General features: G+C 72.5%; 19 protein-coding genes, 1 tRNA gene and 1 pseudogene. 1 reads left to right on the plus strand and 20 read right to left on the minus strand.

The genetic code is table 11. The features are described 5' to 3' along the window. Both ACSNOD_RS02315 and ACSNOD_RS02320 read right to left on the minus strand, forming a co-directional pair. Nucleotides 1-441, minus strand: a pseudogene (locus ACSNOD_RS02315) (hypothetical protein); the annotation flags it as partial. 5 nt (nucleotides 442-446) lie between these two features. Continuing rightward, entirely contained in the window at nucleotides 447-2,378 is a 1,932-nt protein-coding gene (locus ACSNOD_RS02320; protein ID WP_436765048.1) for a dynamin family protein, read from the minus strand. A gap of 312 nt (nucleotides 2,379-2,690) precedes the next feature. On the opposite strand from ACSNOD_RS02320, the gene ACSNOD_RS02325 reads away from it, so the two are divergent. Beyond that, nucleotides 2,691-2,763, plus strand: a tRNA-Arg gene (locus ACSNOD_RS02325). A gap of 176 nt (nucleotides 2,764-2,939) precedes the next feature. Here ACSNOD_RS02325 and ACSNOD_RS02330 read toward each other — a convergent pair. The 18 genes from ACSNOD_RS02330 to ACSNOD_RS02415 form a co-directional block, all read right to left on the minus strand. Beyond that, nucleotides 2,940-4,301, minus strand: coding sequence for a tyrosine-type recombinase/integrase (locus ACSNOD_RS02330; RefSeq protein WP_436764999.1), 1,362 nt, complete (start codon nucleotides 4,299-4,301; stop codon nucleotides 2,940-2,942). Next, nucleotides 4,301-4,504 carry a helix-turn-helix transcriptional regulator gene (locus tag ACSNOD_RS02335; protein ID WP_436765000.1) on the minus strand — a complete coding sequence of 68 codons (204 nt, stop codon included), beginning with the start codon at nucleotides 4,502-4,504 and terminating at the stop codon, nucleotides 4,301-4,303. Before ACSNOD_RS02335 ends, ACSNOD_RS02330 begins: the two co-directional genes overlap by 1 nt. Nucleotides 4,505-4,754: 250 nt before the next feature. Then, entirely contained in the window at nucleotides 4,755-5,909 is a 1,155-nt protein-coding gene (locus ACSNOD_RS02340; RefSeq protein WP_436765001.1) for a DUF3631 domain-containing protein, read from the minus strand. After that, nucleotides 5,906-6,331 (minus strand): hypothetical protein, encoded by a 426-nt coding sequence (locus tag ACSNOD_RS02345; RefSeq protein ID WP_436765002.1) that lies wholly within the window; start codon nucleotides 6,329-6,331, stop codon nucleotides 5,906-5,908. The genes ACSNOD_RS02340 and ACSNOD_RS02345 overlap by 4 nt, the downstream gene beginning before the upstream one ends. After that, entirely contained in the window at nucleotides 6,328-7,245 is a 918-nt protein-coding gene (locus ACSNOD_RS02350; protein ID WP_436765003.1) for a bifunctional DNA primase/polymerase, read from the minus strand. The genes ACSNOD_RS02345 and ACSNOD_RS02350 overlap by 4 nt, the downstream gene beginning before the upstream one ends. A gap of 85 nt (nucleotides 7,246-7,330) precedes the next feature. Beyond that, nucleotides 7,331-8,746, minus strand: coding sequence for a DNA cytosine methyltransferase (locus tag ACSNOD_RS02355; RefSeq protein ID WP_436765004.1), 1,416 nt, complete (start codon nucleotides 8,744-8,746; stop codon nucleotides 7,331-7,333). Nucleotides 8,747-8,857: 111 nt separating this feature from the next. Beyond that, nucleotides 8,858-9,301 (minus strand): single-stranded DNA-binding protein, encoded by a 444-nt coding sequence (gene ssb, locus ACSNOD_RS02360; RefSeq protein ID WP_436765005.1) that lies wholly within the window; start codon nucleotides 9,299-9,301, stop codon nucleotides 8,858-8,860. A 14-nt stretch (nucleotides 9,302-9,315) separates the two neighbouring features. Then, nucleotides 9,316-9,642 carry a hypothetical protein gene (locus ACSNOD_RS02365; protein ID WP_436765006.1) on the minus strand — a complete coding sequence of 109 codons (327 nt, stop codon included), beginning with the start codon at nucleotides 9,640-9,642 and terminating at the stop codon, nucleotides 9,316-9,318. Between the two features lie 14 nt (nucleotides 9,643-9,656). Continuing rightward, entirely contained in the window at nucleotides 9,657-9,848 is a 192-nt protein-coding gene (locus tag ACSNOD_RS02370) for a hypothetical protein (protein ID WP_436765007.1), read from the minus strand. Nucleotides 9,849-10,092: 244 nt separating this feature from the next. Further along, nucleotides 10,093-12,243, minus strand: coding sequence for a hypothetical protein (locus tag ACSNOD_RS02375; protein WP_436765008.1), 2,151 nt, complete (start codon nucleotides 12,241-12,243; stop codon nucleotides 10,093-10,095). Further along, nucleotides 12,243-13,064, minus strand: a complete 822-nt coding sequence (locus ACSNOD_RS02380) for a hypothetical protein (protein WP_436765009.1) — start codon at nucleotides 13,062-13,064, stop codon at nucleotides 12,243-12,245. The genes ACSNOD_RS02375 and ACSNOD_RS02380 overlap by 1 nt, the downstream gene beginning before the upstream one ends. Nucleotides 13,065-13,967: 903 nt before the next feature. Continuing rightward, complete coding sequence (locus ACSNOD_RS02385; RefSeq protein ID WP_436765010.1) at nucleotides 13,968-14,219, minus strand: hypothetical protein; 252 nt, start codon at nucleotides 14,217-14,219, stop codon at nucleotides 13,968-13,970. A 63-nt stretch (nucleotides 14,220-14,282) separates the two neighbouring features. Beyond that, a complete protein-coding gene (locus ACSNOD_RS02390) occupies nucleotides 14,283-14,606 on the minus strand; it encodes a hypothetical protein (protein WP_436765011.1) in 324 nt (107 codons plus the stop codon). Further along, nucleotides 14,603-15,025 carry an RRQRL motif-containing zinc-binding protein gene (locus tag ACSNOD_RS02395; RefSeq protein ID WP_436765012.1) on the minus strand — a complete coding sequence of 141 codons (423 nt, stop codon included), beginning with the start codon at nucleotides 15,023-15,025 and terminating at the stop codon, nucleotides 14,603-14,605. The genes ACSNOD_RS02390 and ACSNOD_RS02395 overlap by 4 nt, the downstream gene beginning before the upstream one ends. Continuing rightward, nucleotides 15,022-15,933: a hypothetical protein gene (locus tag ACSNOD_RS02400; RefSeq protein WP_436765013.1), complete on the minus strand. Its 912-nt coding sequence runs from the start codon at nucleotides 15,931-15,933 to the stop codon at nucleotides 15,022-15,024. Before ACSNOD_RS02400 ends, ACSNOD_RS02395 begins: the two co-directional genes overlap by 4 nt. Continuing rightward, nucleotides 15,930-16,130 carry a hypothetical protein gene (locus tag ACSNOD_RS02405; RefSeq protein ID WP_436765014.1) on the minus strand — a complete coding sequence of 67 codons (201 nt, stop codon included), beginning with the start codon at nucleotides 16,128-16,130 and terminating at the stop codon, nucleotides 15,930-15,932. The genes ACSNOD_RS02400 and ACSNOD_RS02405 overlap by 4 nt, the downstream gene beginning before the upstream one ends. Continuing rightward, nucleotides 16,127-16,777, minus strand: a complete 651-nt coding sequence (locus tag ACSNOD_RS02410; RefSeq protein WP_436765015.1) for a GGDEF domain-containing protein — start codon at nucleotides 16,775-16,777, stop codon at nucleotides 16,127-16,129. The genes ACSNOD_RS02405 and ACSNOD_RS02410 overlap by 4 nt, the downstream gene beginning before the upstream one ends. After that, nucleotides 16,774-17,079, minus strand: coding sequence for a hypothetical protein (locus ACSNOD_RS02415; RefSeq protein ID WP_436765049.1), 306 nt, complete (start codon nucleotides 17,077-17,079; stop codon nucleotides 16,774-16,776). The genes ACSNOD_RS02410 and ACSNOD_RS02415 overlap by 4 nt, the downstream gene beginning before the upstream one ends. Nucleotides 17,080-17,369 lie beyond the last annotated feature (290 nt).

A 17,369-nucleotide genomic window follows, 5' to 3' on the forward strand; every position in this document is an offset into this window, starting at 1 on the left:
GGTGAGCGGGCCGCTGCCGGGGGTGAAGCCGGTGGGCGAGGCGGGGCCGGGGTCGTGCGCGGTGGGGCCCGGCGCGGTGGGCTCGTACGGCGTCCGGCCGGGGTCGTGCGCGGTGGACTCGTACGGCATCGGGCCAGGGTCAGGGGGCTCGTACGGCGTCGGGCCGGAGGTGGCGGAGTCGTACGGCGTCGAGCCCGGCGCGGTGGGCTCGTACGCGGCCGGGCCGGGACCGGAGGGCTCGTACGCGGCCGGGCCGGGACCGGAGGGTTCGTACGCGGCCGGGCCCGGGCCGGCGCCCGGGTCGTCCTCCTGGGCCCCCGGAGCCCGTGGACCGGCCGCTTCCGGCGCGTCGGCCGGCCACCTCGATCCGGGGTCGTCACGGCCGTCCGGAGCCCCGGAGGCGGACCCGGAGTCACCGGGGCGGTCGGCGCCAGACGTCACGCCCGTCACCTCTCCTTCTGCAGTACGGACAGCGCGGCGATCATGCGCACCTGGTGTTCGGGGGTGACGTCCAAGGCATCCAAGGGAGTGAGCCGCAGATTGCGTTCGCCGTTCAGCACGCGCTCCACACAGCTCGTCAGGAGCCGGGCGCCGCGCTCCTGTAGCCGCACCGCCACCGGCGCGCCCAGGAGGTCCGCCAGCGACTCGCCGGCCGTGCGGCCCCGGCGGCCGCCCAACAGAACGGTGGCCAGCAGGGCGGCCGCGCGGTCCGGGTCGGCCACCGTGCCGCGGTCCGCCGCGCGCGCCTCCTCGTCGGCGAGGTCCTCCAGAGCGCGGCGCCAGCGCCGTACGGCCATGCCGATGCGCTCCTCCGTGTCCGAGAGCCGGGAGCCGTCGGCCCCGCCCGGGGCGCCGGGGCCGCTCCGGGCCCCCGGGCCGCCCAGGAGCCCCGGCAGCCCCCCGCGGCCCCGGTGCGGCGCGCCCGGGGCGGCTCCGGCGCTCGCCACCTCGGCCAGGACGTCGGGGGCGGGCTCCAGGGCGGCGCCGAAGAGGGGCCCGGGGACGCCGGGGGCCCCGGAGGCGGCGGAGCGGCCCTGGGCGCCGGGGAGGCCCCGCGCGCCGGGCGCCCCGGGGGCGCCGGAGCGGCTCGTACCGCCGCTTGGGCCGCCGGTGGCGTCCGACGCGTGCGCCCCGCCGTCCGTGGCGGCCGCGCCGGGCGCCGTCGCGCTCACGGCCCGGTCGGCGCGCCACGCCCGCAGGGTGCGCTCGTCGGCGCCGGCCACGGCGCAGCACAGGAGGGCGGTGAGGCCGTCGGTCAGGGCGTCGAGGAGCTCCGCCGGGCCGCAGTCCTCCGGGAAGCCGCGCCAGCGGGCCAGCGCGTCACCGGCCAGCACCCCGCCGTCCGCGACCTCGCCCTCCACCCGTTCGCGCGCCTCCCCGTAGGCCTCCTCCACGCAGTGGGCCAGCCGCAGTGCTGTCGCGTGCTGGGCGGCGGAGGCGGCGGCGAGGGCGGGCAGTCGACAGTTCAGCGAATCGATGACCCCGTAGGCGGTACGGGCGACGGCCACGGCCCGGGCGATGGGGTCCTGGGCGCGCTGGACGAGCCACTCCAGCAGTCCGGCGACCGCGCTGGCGGGCAGCAGCCCGCTGCCGTTCCCGGCCGACTCGGGCAGCTCCGGGATGGTGAAGCGGGGGACGTCGCCGAGGCCCGCGTTGTCGAGCATCGCGCCGTACTGACGCGAGACGTCCGTGACGACCTGGTGGGGCACCCGGTCGAGCACGGTGACCAGGGTGACGTCGTACTCCTTGGCCGCGCGCAGCAGGTTCCAGGGCATGGCGTCGGCGTAGCGGGTGGCGGTCGTGACCAGCACCCAGATGTCGGCCGCGCAGATCAGCTCGGCGGCGAGATCGCGATTGCGGGCGACGAGGGAGTCGATGTCCGGCGCGTCCACCAGGGCCAGTCCGTGGGGCAGGGTCTCCGCCGTTTCCACCCGCAACGCCGGGCCGGTCTCCTCCTCGGCCTCGCACTCGTCGTCGGCGAGTTCGTCGTCGGGGGCGAGCTCGCGGTGCGGGGTCCAGAGCCGGGTGAGCTGCGGCAGGACGCGGGGGCCGGCGAACCAGTGGTGATCGTCGGGGTGACAGACCAGGACGGGCGTACGCGTCGTGGGCCGCAGCACCCCGGCCTCGCTCACCGGGCGGCCGACCAGCGAATTGACCAGCGTGGACTTCCCCGCGCCGGTCGACCCGCCGATGACCGCCAGCAAGGGGGCTTCAGGGGCGCGCAGACGGGGCACCAAATAGTCGTCGAGCTGTGCGAGGAGCTCGAGCTGGTCGCCGCGTGCGCGGGCGGCGCCGGGAAGCGACAGCGGAAAGCGCGCGGCAGCGACACGGTCGCGCAGTGCGGACAGTGCGTCGAGCAGTTGAGGCCGTACGTCCAAGGTCGCCACATGCGAAGAATGCCCAATTCTGTCGCTTTTTTGAAGCGTATGGCGGCCCTGCGCGCCGGTCGGAGCAATGCGGTAACGGGCGTGGCACCAGCGGCTCAGGCATAACGAGTGCACAACACCCGACGCCTGGGGCGTGAAAAAAGCTGCAAGATTCGCACCTGCCTGCGATTATCGGGACCGCTTCACCGAACCTCCACAACGTGCCACGGAGGTGAAGCAACCGGGACGAGGCATCCGGAGCCCTATCCTTGTCCCCGGCAAGGTCACGGACCCCCGGGCTCCGGTAGCCGCGGCCACCATCCGGCCCCCGTAGCTCAGTGGATAGAGCAGGCGCCTTCTAAGCGCTTGGCCGCAGGTTCGAGTCCTGCCGGGGGCGCACTTCACAGCCCTCCCTAAGGAGGGCCTTTTTGCTGGTCAGAGCGGGTCTGACCCAATGCCGAAGAGCGCCGGGCCGCCTCGCGGTGATCGCGGAGGAGTCCGGCGCCGTCCGGCTGTCGCCGGGTTTCTGCGGGTGTCTGCGGTGAATACGCGGAGAAGTTTCCCGGGGGCGCCTCAGGCCTCCAGAGGGAGCTCCGGAAGGTCCCCTTGCGCCTCCATCCGGCGCTTCAGCTCCGGCAGCTGCCCCTCGATGCACCCGGCGTAAAAGGCCAGCAGGACGGCCACGCTGTTCCCCGCCCAGTAGGCCACCTGCGCGGGCGGGTTGCCGTCGTTGAGCCACTTCGTCAGCCGGGTGTGACGAATGTCGTAAATCCGCCTGCCCATCGGGGACTCGAACTCGCGCTCGGTCAGCTCAGCCTTCCGGGCGGACCGCCAAGCCCGACGTACGACGGAACCAGCGATGATGCCGCCCTTCTCGCCCTGAAACATCCGGTCCCCCGGCTTGAGACCTTCCTCCTTGATGTGCTCCCGAATGATCTTTGTCAGTGCTGGAGGCCCCGGCACCACGCGGGTCTCGTCTTCGGCTCGCCCCTTCAGTCCGCGCTCTTCGTGGATCTCTCCGTCATCCGTCCAGTTCCTCCCGACCTCCGGAATCGCGGTGTGGATCACGACGTCACACCACTGGTCCTCCGCGTCCTCGGGAGGCAGCAGGAAGTCGTCCACGTACAGCGCTGCGGCTTCCTCCGGGCGCGGGCCGGTGTAGTAGATCGTGGCAAAGTACGCGTGCAGCCGGCGGCCACCACGGGGACGGCGGCGGATGCGCGCCAGGATGCGCGCCATCCGGTACGGATGGATGAGAGAGCGTCGGTCCAGCGTCTGGGAAGTGGAGGGCGTCGTGCCCCTACCCTTCGGCAGCGGGTTGGCGAGCAAGATCCGTTGCTTGACCGCGTACTCCATGGCCACGTTCAAAATCCTGCGAGTCCGCTTCACCGACCAGGCTGCCGCCCGCTTACCGTCCAACCTCGTACTGACCGCACGCAGGACCTGGTCCACCTTGTCCGAGTCCTCCCACGCGGCCATCGACAGCGTGTTGCGCTCGACCCACTTAAGGATCACGGCCACCTCGGCAGGCGCCTCTTCCCGCCGGCGCCTGTTGAAGGCGTACTCCCGCAGGGCGGTACGCAGGTCAACCGGTCGGAAGGCGGTCGGCTGCCTGCGCAGCAACGCGACGGTGGTCGCCATGAGCGCCTTTGCCGTGTTCTTCCTGCTGTTCCCCGCGGTCTCCTCCCACTGGGTATCCGCGAACTGAACGGCGAAGTCGTACCAGCTCACCGTGCTTGCCTTGGACTGGTTCGTGAGGGGGCGCCCCGTGGCACTGACCAGCTCCGAGCGGAAGGAGTCCGCGAGCGCCTTCGTGTCGAACGGCGCTCGCCACTCCTTGCCGTCCAGCTGCCAGCGGACCGTGTGCGTGGTCTTGCGCTTGCCCTTGTAGACCGACGTCTTCCAGATCTTGACGTTGTACGTCGAGCCGTCCATCAGGCAGCGTCCTCGCGGTTGTCCAGCCAGTGGTTCAGGTCGCTCCTCCGCACCCGCAGGTCACCGTTGGGCAGTTTGATGCACCGCGGGGCGCGCTTCTTCTGCCGCCAGTCGTAGAAGGTGGAGCGTGAGATCTTCAGCTCTCTGCAGACCTCTGCGAGCGTGAGCATGTCGTCTTGCGAGCGATACGCGGCCGTCGTCACCGCGTGCTCCTCTCATCCATAGGTCCGGGGCGGGGGCGTCATTCACCAGGTGCGCCACTGCCCGCCGTGGGCCAAATGCCGGGGCGAGCCGGGGCCCGACCCGGTTCGCCCCCTTCTGGGAAGTCCGCTACAGCCGCTACAGCGCTACAGCGCAGGTCAGCGGTCGGTTTTCTGTAGCGGAGGGGTGGCGTGTAGCGGCTACGCCCGCGGTGCCGGGTGGCGGGCGTAGCCGCTACACGCTTCGGTGCCGCTACACGATTACGGGGTCTGAGCTGGGCTGTAGCGGCGTAGCGGCTGTAGCGCAGTCCTGAGGAGGGGGGCAGTAGCGTGCCCACGCGTCTTCCAGGTCGGCGGCGACGAAGCCTTTGAGGACTCCGCCGACGGTGCGGATGTTCCGGGAGCGGATGGGCTCGTTGTCGGCGGTCATGTACTCACCGAGCATCCGGGACAGGCGCCGGTTGTCGAGCGGCTTGCCGTCCAGGTCGGCCCACGGGGCGTCGTCCAGGGCGTTGAGCCGGTCCAGGATGGCGACGGTGGGGAGACGGTCGATGCCGATCAGCACGTGGTCGCGCAGGTCGGTGAGCAGCCGGATACCGAGGCTGTGCTTGTCGGTGGTCTGCGCCGCTTTGACCAGCCTCGTGCATGCCTGTCGGGCGCGGTCCGGCCAGGGGCCGCCGGCGGCGTCGGCGACGGCGAGCAGGGGTTCCCACACGTCCGCCGGCCGGTCGGTGACTCCGTCGGGCATCTCGGGCCAGGCACCGAGCACGAAGCCTCGTGCTTGTTCGGCCCAGGCGGCGAGCCGGTCACGGAGTGCGTGGCCCTCGGCCTCGTGGATGCGGGCCCGGAAGGCTTCCACCTTCTCGTTGCGTGCCCGGCGGCGCATGCGGATGATCACGGAGCGGGTGAGGATCGTGTCGGGCAGGGAGCCGAGCCCGGCCACCGCGACCGCGCAGTACGAGGGGAACGCCTGCACGGTCTGGTTGCCGCCGTCACCGATGCACCGGTAGGTGACTCCGGAGCGGCGGTGTCCGGCGTTGAGGAAGCCGCGGAGTTCTTCGTTGTCTCCGGCTTTGGGGCCGAAGACGGTGTCGATCTCGTCGAAGAGGATCGTGGGCCGTCCCTGGCTGCCGGACACCGCCCGGAAGAGGGCGGCCGGGGAGGCGTTCACGGCGACCATGGGGTGGGGCACGAGGGTTTCCACGATCTCCAGGGCGCGGGACTTGCCCGAGCCCGGCTCGGGGGAGAGGAACGCGAGCCGCGGGGTGGAGTCGAAGCAGTCGAGAAGGTGGGCGTGGGCGTCCCACAGCGCGACCGCGATGTAGGCGTCGTCGGTGGGAAAGACGTTGAACCGGCGGTGGAACGCCTCCACCTCGTCCAGCACAGCCGCTCCGTCGATGGCGATCACGCGGCGGCCCTCCCTTCCGCGAGGGCGGCGGGCCGGCCGGTGCAGAAGTGCTTGTGCGCCTCGTAGTCGTTGACCAGGTCGGCCACGGCGCGGTCGCCGGTGGCGGTGGCGGTGTGGCCGCAGGTGCAGGCGTAGGCGGCGGTGGGGGTGTCGCCGTAGCGCTTGGACCAGCGGGCGCCGTCCCAGTGGTGGCGGTAGGCCGGCGGGGCGTAAATGCGGATGCCGGGCGTGGCGGGCGTGGGGTCCTCGGAGCTGTGGCTCGCCTCGTCGGCCGGGAACCGCTTCGCGCGCGGACGAGCTGAAAGGACGCCCTTACGGGCGGCGTCCTTTTCGGCGCCCGCTGGAGGTGGTGGTGCGGCCGGGGCGGCGGCGTCCGGCTCGTGGGCGCGGCAGTCAGCCGGAGCGGAGCGGTTGGTGGTCATGCCGCCCCCGTTCCGCTCAGGCCGTTGGTAACGGCGCGCTGCGCGTAGGGCTCGGGCACCCCGAGTGAGACCGCGGCGGCCACGATCTCCTCGCCGATGACGTTCAGCCCGCATGGGCCGGGGCACTGGGCATGCTGGCCGGCGAGGAACCGGGCCACGCCGAACGCCTGTGATGCGGCGCCTGCTTCGGTGCGGGAGCGCACCTTGGCGAGTCCGCGTTCAAGGCCGGCGCGCACGTACCGCTCGGTGTGCCGGCAGCCGGTGGCCACGGCCGGGTTCCAGGTGACGGGCTCGGGTGGTGAAGAGGCCACCCCCCTCCCCCGCTCCGGGGCGGGGGTGGTCTCTTCCCTCACCGCGAGCGCGCGGACGGCCGACGGCAAGTCCCTCATGGTGCCGGTGCCGGGCCCGAGCCACCGGGCGTAGGACATCAACGACTTGATGTCCACGCCGGGCCGCACCGCGTTGTGCGACCGCATGGTCCCCCGGTAGATCCAGTGCTCGCCGCGCGTCGTCGGCACCGTGCGGGTGGCCGGCAGGGTCTCGCGGGCCCACGCGACGGCCGCCGCGTTGTCGAGGTCCACGACGGTCAGCCCGGCGCCGGCGGGGTGGTAGGCGACCGTGCGGGCCTCCCGCCAAGCCGGAGCCCACGCCGGGGAGGTGACGACGTCGGTGTCGGCCGTGGCGGCGGCCCAGCCGTGGCAGGGGGCCGGGCAACGGCAGGCGCCGGCGCCCTTCATGTGAGGTCGGCCGCCGCAGGTGTTGCCCGAGCAGGAGGGGCAGTTGCCCACCGGCAACTTCCCTTCCCGCAGCGGCAGCACCGGCACACCGGCCTCCGCGAGCTCGACGGCGGTCCGTAGGAGGTCTTCTCCTGGATTCGTGGCAGGAGGCCGCGTGGTGGTGCGGTCGGATGTCATGCTGGGAGCTCTCCTGTTTCTGCGAAGGGACGGAGAGCCGGGGCGGGCGCGGTCTTGTGGTGAGAGGCGCCCGCCCCGGGCGTGTTCAGGCGGCCGGTTCGAGGTCTTCGCCGGTGATGGCTTCGGTGACCATGGCCACCAGGTCTCGGGCGGCCGGCGGGGTGACGGCGTTGCCGAGCATCAGGACGCGGGTGCGCTTGTCGCGGGCCAGGAGCCGGTAGTCGTCGGGGAAGGCCATGGCCGCGGCGTACTCGTGGGGTTCGAGCATCCGGAAGCGGCATTCCTCCAGCGAGGTGACCGTTCCGCCGTACAGGGCGCCGTGCCGGTCCACGGTGGTCACCGTGGGCAGGGGCTGTGCGGCCGGGCGGGCGGTGCCGTTGCTGTAGTAGGGCACCACCAGGTCCGGGGCGGTCACGAGGCCGTGGTGATTGCCGCCGGCCGTCACGGTGGCCAGCGGCCTGCTGATGGCGCGGTGGGAGGAGCCGCCGCCGCGCAGCTCCACCATGTACGGCGGCAGGGCCAGCCCGGTCTCGTTGCGGGTGGTCACGGTGCGCAGGGGCGCGGAGGCAGGTGCGGCGCGCTTGCCGTCCCGCCCCTCCACGGGCACCGCGAGGGGTTCGGCGAACGCGGTGAAGCCGGCCCGGATGCGGCGCATGGTGTCGGCCGCCAGCGGGCGCTTGCGCTCCCCGATCGCCGCCGCGGGCAGGGTCCAGTCGATGGCCTCCACCGCGGGTCGTACCTCCGGCTCCACGACCGTGTTGCGGCACGCGGTGCGGGGGCAGCGCCACAGGTACTGGGCGCGGCGGCCGTAGCGGCCCCAGCGCCGCTCGGGCCGCTTGAACGCCTGCATGGCCCTGATGCGCCCGTGGGTGGGACAGGTGGCTTGGGGGCGGGTCCACTTGTCGAAGTCCGGTCGCTTCTCCCCCGTGCGCCACAGCACCACGTACATCCTGTCGCGGGACTGTGGCGCGGCAGGGCCGAAGCGGGCGGCATGCATGGAGTTCAGCCACACGATGTGGTGTTCGTAGCCCCAGGCGTGCAGAGCCGCCAGCCACGCCTGGAACGCTGCCCCGGGTGCTTGCTCGGGCCCCCACCAGTAGGCGTCCACGACGTTCTCCACGATGATTGCCCGATAGCGGTGGGCTTCGGCGAAACGGGGTACGTCGTGCATGGTCGCCCGCGAGCGGATCGCCACCTCATCGGCCCCGTCCTCGGCGAACAGTCCGTCGGTGTGCCCGCCGTGGCCGCGTCGACGGCCTTTGGCGATGGAGTGGTTGGTGCACTCCGGCGATGCCCACAGCAGGTCTGTGGTCGGGTAACGGCGCGGGTCGACCTGGGAGAGGTCGGCGCAGTCGTGGTCGGCATCAGGGTGGTTGGCCTGGTGGGTGTCGACGGCGTGCCGGGCGTGGTTGGCGGCCATGCGCACCCGTACGCCGGGTACCGCGATGGCACCCGTGGAGGAACCACCGGCGCCACAGAACAGGTCGGTCAAGGTCAGCACGAAGGCTCTCCTGTTTCTGCGAAGGGACGGGGAGCCGGGGCGGGCGCGGTCTTGTGGTGAGAGGCGCCCGTCCCGGGCGTAAGCAGTGGCCCAAGCGCGGCCATAGCGGAGCTAAAACGGTGGTTGGGCGTCCGCGGCCGCGTTGCTGCCGGGCGTGTCCCACGCGTTGGCGGTCGGGCTCTGTGTGGGGCGCTTGCCGCTGATCTGGACGGTGGTGAAGCGGACGGAGGCGCCGATGTCGTCGATCTCGACGGCGAGCATGGAGCGGTTCTCGCCCTCCGGGGTGGTCCAGTCGTGCTGGCGCATCCGGCCGGCCGCGACGACGCGGGAGCCCTTGGTGAGGCTGTCGGCGACGTGTTCGGCCAGGGTGCGCCAGGCGGTGCAGCGGTAGAAGGCGGTGGTGCCGTCCTTCCACTGGTTCGTCGTGCGGTCGAAGGCGCGCGGGGTGACGGCGATCGTGAACTTGGCGAGCGGGGCGCCGGAGTCGGTGAACTTCAGCTCCGGGTCGCCGGTCAGGTTGCCGACCAGGGTGATCGGGGTCTCTCCGAAGGACATGCCGGTGTCTCCCCTCAGTGCTTGGAGCGGGCGAGTGTCAAGGCGATGCCCCCGACGCCGATGGGGCCGGCCGCGGCGGCGATGACGGTGGCGGTGTGGGCGGCTGCGTCGAGCAGCATGCAGAGGGCGGCGACCAGGCCCCAGCCGCCGGCCACGGCGGCTCCGGCGATGACGAAGGGGATCAGCAGCCGGTGCCAGTGCCGGGGGGCGCGGGTGGGGTCTGCGGTGGGGGCGACGATGACGATGGGTTGGCCGGTGGTTTCGGCGCGGCGGTAGGCGTCGGCGCTGATGTGCGGCGCTATGCCGCCTAACCGCGCGTCGGGCAAGGGTCGTTGGCGCATGCGTTCCTCTCCTGTCAGGTGACGTTTTGGAGGGCTTTGATGAGGGCCGTGCACAGTCGCGTGATCGGGGCGGCGGCTCCGGTGCCGGCGGTGAAGAAGCCGAAGAGGAACACCGCGATCGCGGTCGGGACGCTGACTGCGCGGGCGCGGATGGCGGCGATGGTGAGGATGCCGAGGACGAAAACGGCGGACAGTGTCAGGGCCAACGCGGTCTCCCGTCAGAGGGTGCGAAGCCTTGCTCCAGGGCAAAGGGGCGCCCGCTTCGGACGTGGTCGGCGGGCACCTGATGGTTACGGTGTGTGTTCGCAGTGGGGCGTGGCTACTGGGTAGTGGGTACTGGGGCCCCAGTAGGGAGCGCTGATGGCAGGCGCTTAGGGGGCGCGTTGGCGTGTCCAGTGGGTAGTGGGGAGCGCCCCGTTCCCCACTACCCGGTAGCTGAGCGTGATGGGCTCAGGTGTGGTCGGGGTGGATGTAGACCGAGTGCGGTCCGTTCTCCCGGTAGGTGAGCTCTCCGCGGTCCACGGCTGCCTGGAGGGCGGTGCGGACGGTCTTACGGTCCTTGCCGACCAGCTCTGCGATGGCGGACGGTTTCATGCCGATGGGGCCGGCGGATTCGATGGCGTCGAGCGCCTCGGCGAGCCAGTCCGGCCCCTTGTCCCGGCTCTGCTCGCTGTCGGTCGCCTCCGGGGCGGGGGTGTGGGCGGGGCTGTCGCGTAGGGCGGAGAGGTTCAGCCCTTCGTGCGGAGGGCGGTCCGCGCGCGAGGGCCGGGTGGGTTCGGCGGTGGTGCCGAAGTGGTCGTCGATCTCGCGCATGAGCTTGCGGGCCAGGTCGTCCGCTTCACTGTCCGGGCGGTCGCGTAGCGCGCTCAGGTTGAGCCCGTCGCGAATCGGGCCAGCGTCCGCTGGGGGCTTGTGCGCGCTGGTGGGGGTGAGGGGCGTGGAGCTGTGCATCCAGGCGATGCGCTCGGCGTTCCAGCGCTCGGCGTAGGCCGTCCCGGCGGCGTGGGCGGAGATGGGGTCGAGCACCGGGTGGCGGGCGGAGGTGGCGGCGACGATGTTCCGGATCTGGTTGGGCAGGATGCGCCAGCACTTGAACGGAGCGGCGGGCGACTCGGGGGTGGCGAGGAATCCGGAGCCCTTGTAGGGGGCGTGTTCGACGCGCAGGCCACGGGAGTCGGGGAAGAGCTTGGACAGGTCCATGCCCTCGGTCTCACCGCCGGTGAGCGCGACGCGGACTTTCGCCTCCCGACGGATCATGAGGTTGCCCAGGACGGAGCCGGTGGCGCCGAGGGCGGTGAGGATGGTGCGCACGCCCATGGCGCGGGCGATGCGGATGACCTCCAGGAGTCTGTCCGCCAGGAGGCGCATGCTCTTGTCGGTGCTGGCAAGGATCTCCGCGCCCTCGTCGACCACCAGCATGATTTGGGGGATCGAGGGGCTGACGGGGAGGAGATCGGTGTTCTCGCGGGCGAGGAGGTCCTGGTAGGCCGTTTTGCGGTGGCGGGCGATGCGCAGCGCCGTGTCGAGCATGCGCAGGGCTTCACTGTGGGTGGAGGCAAGCCAGTCGATGCCCGGTCGCACGCTGCCGCTGGGGTGGCTGAGCGCCGGTAGCACCCAGGGCAGCCCGGCCGATCCGGCGTTCAGGTCGATCACCCAGGTCAGCACGTCGGTGGTGCGGGCCAGGCCGGCGAGGATGACGTGGACCATGTTGGTCTTGCCCGAGCCGGTGGGGCCGACCACCAGGGCGCACTGTTCGCGCAGGTAGGTGCGGATCTCCTCGGCGTTGGAGCGGTAGCCCCAGGGGACGCCGGTGTGGAGGGACAGCGGCCCGTAGTCGGTGGGGTAAGCGCGTTCCTCCTCCAGCACGTTGGCCGTGGTCACGTCGACCAGGACGCGACCCTGGTGGATTCCGGGGTGGGCGATGGCGGCACAGCCGTGCGGCAGGCGGGCGTCGGCCGACAGCCGGGGCGATTCCTTGCGGATCTGCTGGTAGGTGGCGCCGCCGGCCGGGAGTTCGGCATCCAGGGTGAAGCCGGTGCCAGCCGGCCACATGTCCACCGCCAGCACGCGCACGCTGATTCCGCACACGCGCTGGATGCGCTCCACCCACTCGGCCGCGATCGCCCGCCGCTCCGCGGAGAGCTCTCGCGCCACCTGGCGCTCGGCCGCGGACAGCGCTTCGTCCTCACGGGCCTCTTCGTACAGGGCGGTGGAGTGGGCGGCGGTGCCGATGCCTACGGCGATGGCGGCGAGGGAGCCGAGAGCGGCCCAGGTGAGCGGGCCGTGGGTGATGGCCCATGTGGTCCATCCGGCGCCCACCAGCCACGAGGCGGCTCGGGCAGCCAGGGTACGGCCCGCGTTACGCAGCCGCAGCCCTGCGGCGGTGTGACCGATCGCGCCGGCGGCACCGACGGCCAGGGCCCAGCTCGGCGGCATGGAGGTGGCCGCGCCGGTGGTGGCGACGGCGAAGGCGCCGGTGGCGGCGGACACAGCGCCGGTGACCGGTCCGTGGCCGGCGGCCCAGTCCCACACCGGCCCTTTGTCGCCCGCTTCCCGCCCCCGTGTGGCGCGGCGGCCCGAGGACGTGGTCGAGCCGGGCATCAGACGTTCCACTTCTTTTCGGCCTCGGGGCCGTTGCGGGGGTCCTCGTGGCGGGCGATGTCGGGTTCGTGGACACGGCGGAAGAGCGGGCCCAGGTCGGCGGCGGCATCCACCGCGGCCAAGAGGGTGCGGTGGATGTCGTCGAAGCCGTCGGCCACCGCCTTCTCCATGGGGAACTCGCGGTCCGATCGCTCTGCCAGGATGCGGAAGGTGCTGGCTATCGAGGTCAGGGCCTCGGGCAGGTTCTCCACCATGGCCAGGATCTCCATGCCGTCGTCCGGGTCGTAAGTGCGGGCAGCGCTCTCCATCTCGGCGGCGGCTTCCTCGAAGCGGAATCCAGACACGTGCATGACCTCCTTGGATGTGGTGGTGGATGTGCACGGAGCCAGGCCGCGGGGGCGCTCGACCCGGTCCCTCACCTCCAGCCGGTCGCCGGCGGCCGCGCTGTCGGCGGCGGCTTCCTCCGCCCGGCGGCGTTCGCGGATCGCGGTGTCGCGGGCATCGCGATCGGTCCTGGCCTGGCCCATCAGGCGCCGGTACAGGCGCCGACCGGGATGCATCAGGCCCGGCAGGCCCAGCCGACGGCCCAGCGGGGTCGAGACCAGACCGGCCAACCCCACCGCGCCACCCAGCGCAGCCGCCAGCAGCCGGCGTCCCTGCATGCGCGCCGCCGAGCGCCACAGCGCCCGGCGGGCCCGGCGGCGGGCCGGGGCCTTACGCACCGCCGACCGTTTGGCCGCAAGCGACCGCGCGTTCCTCGTGTCCCGCGCTGCACGCGACCGGCCCACCGCCGCGTCGCGCGCCGCCGCAGCCTTCGTCATCCCCCGGGCGAGACCGCGGCCGAACGGGCCCCGCGCCGACGCCCTGGCCCCACGGGCCGTGGCCCGAGCCGCCCGACGGGCGTCCGCCACCCGGCGACGATCCGCAGACATCCGAGCCCGCGCTGCCGACCGGGAAGGCGCCGGGTGCGCGCGGGCCGCCCGCACCCTCCCCAACCCGCCTCGGCCGCCCGCATGCCGGGGTGTCGCGTTCCACCCGCCCAGGCGCGAGGCCGAAGCACTACGGCGCCCGGCACCGGACCGGCTAAGCCCGCCGCCGCCCACGACCCCTCGTGCCGCATGCCGGCCGGCAGGCGTACGAGAAGACCGGCCGCCACGGAGATGGCCCGACGGGGTCTTTCCTGCCCTGCCAAAAGCACGGCCACGGCCGCCAGCCGAGCCCGTACCGGCGAAACGAGAACCCGCACGAGAGCCTGCGGCCCGCGACCCGCCCCAGCCGGAGCGAACCGAACGAGGCGAACCAGACGATCGGCGACTACCCGAGCCCCCCTTCCCCTCCCTACGGGTGGTGCGCCGACGGCTGCCAGCAGCGGCGGCGGCCCCCACCGCCGCCATACCGGCTGCGGCCACCACCAGGGCCACCGGTCCACCGGCCAGCGCAGCCGACGACAGCAACCCGACCGTGGTGTTCGCCCCAGACACCGCCAGCGGCACCACGGGGAACCCACCGGGCGTGTGCCCCGGCACCAATGCCTCCTCGGCCGAGGCAGGAGCGGGCGGCGACGGGGCCCCCTCCGCCGGAGAGACGGCGGCAGACCCGGGGACTACCGGGTCCGCAATGACATCGGACATGCTGAGAGCACTCCTTCGCGAAGGAAGAGCGGGGCCCGGCCGCTGGCTGTGGAAGGTGGGCGGCCGGACCCCGCGGCGGCGTTGTCGAGCGGCTCAGAGCTCGTTGCGCTCCAGCGCGAAGTACATGACGTTCGCGTTGGCCAGCTCCGGGTGGTCCACCGCCATGTGCTTCTTGATGGACATGAACGCGTCGTGGCGGGTGGCGCCGGCCGGCGGCGTCCATGTGCCGTACTCGGTGAATGTCACGCGGCCCGGGATCTCCACGGTCATGACCCAGTGGTGGCTTCCCTGCGGCGTGGAAGCGGCCGTGGTGGTCTGTTCCTTGTGGTCGGTCTGGGTGGTCACGATGTCCTCCAGGGGCGGGTACGGGGGTCGAAAAGCGGTGCGGTGTCGGCACCTACGGCCGGGCTACCGGTTGGCGAAGGCGTGCAGGTGGACGGGCACGTCGGCGTAGGACCCGAGGGCGCTGAGCACCTGGTAGCCCCCGCCGGCGTTCTCGCGGTGGTCGACTTGGTCGACGGCGATGTTCAGCGCTTCGCGCCAGGTCTCGAACGCCTGGAAGGAGCCGGGCCCGTGCAGGGCGATGCCGATCCCGCGCACCACCTGTGTGGGGGTGACGAGGGTGCCGACGCTGTAGTCCGCGGCCGGCAGTCCCGGCAGTTCGGTGAGCATGCGCGCGAGCGTGGACGCGGTACTGCTCTGCTCGCGCACCGTGGCAGGAGATGTGCTCATGCGGGCACTCCAAGAGGGTCGACAGCTGACTGGGGGGCGTGCTGCGTGTCGGGATAGGCGCAGGTCACGCATGTGCCGAGGGAGGTGGGGATGACGTATCCGGCGTCCCTGCGGCATTGGGGGCAGGTGCGGCGGGCGAGCATCGCCAGCGCGAGCGCGCCCCACTTGCGCGCGGTCATCGGCCGCACCGGTTGGGCAAGCTCGACGCGGTACAGGTAGGCGACCGCCGCGCCGGACTTGCGCCGCCGTGAGCGGTACATCACCTGCGCGGCGACCGGCTGGCCACCGGGCCGTAAACCCCGGGCCCGCAGCTGCCGGCGGGTGGCCATCCCTTCCGGGGCGAGCTTCCACGGGTAGGTGGGGATGCCGTAGCGGGCGCCGGACGGGTCGAAGCACCGGCTGAACGCAGGGGAGGTCACGACATCACCCCCGCCCCCTGCCGCTGTCCGTCGGGCACGGCGACCAGCCGCGGCCGGCGGGCCACGCCTTCGTCTTCGAGCTGCTTGTAGACCTTGTGGACGTAGGAGGTGGAACGGGTGGAACGCCGGGCCGCGTCCGGGATCGTGGCCCCTTCCACCCAGCACGCGCGGATGATCCGCGCGGCCTCCTCGGCCGGGAGTTTCACCACCCGCTCGCCCCGCGGAGCGGACGAGGAGGAAGACGGTGGAACGAGCGGGGTATGCACCCGGCTTCCACCACAGATGACCAGCGACAAACGCCCCACCCCCGCAGACCCCGCAGCCCGGGGCGCCAGCGCAGCAGGGGCGGTGAGGCCGCGGGCGGAAGCCGGGGGGAAACCGGCGTCTTCCACCCGTTCCACCCGCGCGTCCACCCGGGCGTCGGCGGCGTCCACCTCATGCTGAAGATCTCCGATGCGGGCGAGGATCGCCCGCCGGTAGTGGCTGATCGCCTCCGCCAGGAGGATCAGCAGCACGGGTGGAACGGAGTGGAGGACCAGCGCGGCGGGGTCCACCTGACGCGGCACACCGAAAGGCGCGCCGGCCGGCCACAGGGCGCTCCAGCAGTTCATCAGCCACGTGCCCACGCCGGCGAACCAGCGCAAGGCCGACGCCCAGCCCGAGGGGTGCACCCCGTGCTCGGAGAGCCGTCCGTCAGCGATGAGACCCGCTCCGAGCGCGAGCGCCACCATCGGGTCCAACAGCCACGCGATCCACGGCGAGACGTGGTGATCGATCGCGAAGAGCGTCACGTTCGTCGCGGTGAAGACCAGCGCCACCAACGCCACCACAACCAGCACGCACGTCAGGCGCGACTGGAGCCGCCGCAGAGCAGCGATCTGCTCAACAGGCGTCAGAGAGCGGTTCACAGCGCCGCCCCCAGACCGCCGACGGGCCCGCCCGGCTCGCGCCCAACCGAGGCGTTTCGACGGCTGGGCGCCGCGGGGTAGTCCGGGGGCACCAGGGGCGGGTGGTCGAGGATCTGGTGGCGCTGTTCGGCGAGCTGGCCTTGCCGGTAGCGGCGCGGGTGAAGGGCGCGGTAGAGGTGATGGCGCAGCGCTGTCACCGGGCACCCCCCGACACTGTGGTGGTGCCGGGCCGTCCGGCGCGGCGGCCGTTGACCGTGGCCATCACCGGCTCCCGGCCATCGGCGATCGACCAGCCGCCGCCGGCGCGCTTGACGGCGTACATCGCCTCGTCCGCCCGCCGGAGCATGACGGACAGGTCGGCTGTACCGTGGCGGGGGTGGTGCCACTGGGCGCCGATGGAGGCGCCCACCGACACCGGCCCGCCCTCGATGCGGATCGGCTCGCACAGCCAGGCGTGCAGGTCGTTCAGGTGCCAGGGCAGGTCCCGCACGTCCGCCAGGCGCGCGGCCGCGGCGAACTCGTCCCCGCCCAGCCGGGCGGCGGGCCCCTGGTCCTCGCTCCATTCGGCTAGCCGCGTGCCCACCTCACGGATCACCGCGTCCCCGGCCGCATGCCCCGCGGTGTCGTTGAGCTGCTTGAAACCGTCAAGGTCGACCAGGACCACCGCGGCCGGGCCCCGGCGCAACACCCGACCGGCCCGCGCCTGGAAGTCCGGGCGGCGCAGCAACCCCGAGAGCGGGTCCGTGCGGGCCGCCGTCAGCCGGCGCCGTAGGAAGAGGCCGTGCAGCGACCAGCCGGCCGCCAGCGGAGCAGCCGCGGCCACCGTGTGCAAGATCTGGCTCATGCCGCCTCCACCCCGGTGTCGTCACGGCCGGCCACGGTGGGCTCGGTGCGGCGGGTGGCATGCAGGAAGGGCACGGTGCGCATCAGCGCGTCGGCGTACAGCGCGTCCCAAGCAGCGATCTCGTCACCAGCCGCCCCCTCGGCGGCCAGATCGGCGATCACCTCGCGGGCCACGTCCAGCCGCGCCGCCCGCTCCTGGCGCCGCTCGGGCCCCAGGGGGCCGCGAAACAGCTCCCGGTCGATACCGAGGTGCAGCTCGACGAACTCGGCGGCATCCATGACGGGGCTGACGCTGATGTACATGCGCAAGGGCAACGCATCGCTCTCGTTCTGGGTCAGCTTGGCGCGAGCAGCGGGCAGATCGATACGATCCATGGAGGATCACCCTCCTAGCTCTGATAGGTGGGAAGTCCAGGCCCCGCCAGGTGGTGCAACCCGGCGGGGCCGTCGCGCGTTGGAGCTGTTTTCAGCGGCTCCCCTCACCCCGGCCCGTTCAGCGCGAAAGCGCCGGACGGGCGGAGGAGGCAGCCGGCCGCAGCGCGGTCGCCGCGGCGGAAGTGCTGAACGCTGAGCTGTGTCTCCTTCCGGGAGCG

The organism is Streptomyces sp. URMC 123 (assembly GCF_051386515.1).
Classification (GTDB): Bacteria; Actinomycetota; Actinomycetes; order Streptomycetales; family Streptomycetaceae; genus Streptomyces.